This window comes from Gemelliphila asaccharolytica (assembly GCF_001553005.1).
Classification (GTDB): domain Bacteria; phylum Bacillota; class Bacilli; order Staphylococcales; family Gemellaceae; genus Gemelliphila; species Gemelliphila asaccharolytica.
This window is the reverse complement of sequence record NZ_KQ959910.1, coordinates 2675-3547: the sequence shown is the minus strand read 5'-3', so window position 1 is coordinate 3547 and position 873 is coordinate 2675. Positions and strand designations below refer to the sequence as shown.

At 27.5% G+C, this 873-nt stretch carries 1 protein-coding gene; it reads right to left on the bottom strand.

Annotated features, from left to right (window positions below):
• Positions 1–873: GA module-containing protein (locus tag HMPREF1871_RS06335; protein WP_198145790.1), on the bottom strand; the 873-nt coding region annotated here is incomplete at both ends.

Below are 873 nucleotides of genomic sequence, written 5' to 3'. Positions count from 1 at the left end.
GATACATCGTCAAGTTTATCTATTTCTGCTAATGCTTTTGCTTTTACTTCTGCTAATTTTTTATCATTGTGTTCACCAATTATCACAGAACCTTCGATATCAGCTTTTAATTGTTCTACTTCTTTTAATGTTTTTAATTTTTCTAAATCTTTTAAAACTGCTGCTTTTTGCTGAGGATCTTGGAATTTTTTTTCTATTATAAGTTTTAGCTCTTCTTTTGCTTTGTTTGCAGTGTTTTTTGCTTTTGCTTTTGCTAAAGTATCATTAAATTCTTTTGCATTCTTTGCTTTAACGATTTCTGATTTTAGATTGTCTTTTTCTTCTTTAGATAAATTGTCAAATTTATCTATATCTTCTTTTGCTTTTTCTTTTACTTTGTTAAAAAATTTATTAAATTCTTCTATACTATTTATTTTATCGATTACAGCTTTTAGATTGTCTTTGTCTTCTTTAGATACATCGTCAAGTTTATCTATTTCTGCTTTTGCTTTTGTTTTTGCGTTAGCAAGTTCTTTTTTTTCTTTTGCTTCTTTGTTTGCAGTGTTTTTTGCTATTGCTTGATCTAAAGCTGTATTAACTTCTGCTACACTATTTGCACTATAGATTTTTGCTTTTAGATTGTTTTTTTGTTCATCAGTTAAGTTAGCAAGTTTGTCTAATTCTTCTAATGCAGTGTCTTTTGCTTCTGCTGTCTTTGTAACATTTTTTAATTGTGCTTTTGCTGAAACTGTCTGAACTTCGTCTATACTATTTGCTTTATTTATTTCTGCTTTAAAGCTGTCTTTTTCGTCTTTAGATAAATTGTCAAATTTTGCTAAATCTGCTAATGCTTTTGTTTTTGCATTAGTTAATGCTTCTGTATCTTTTTCTTTT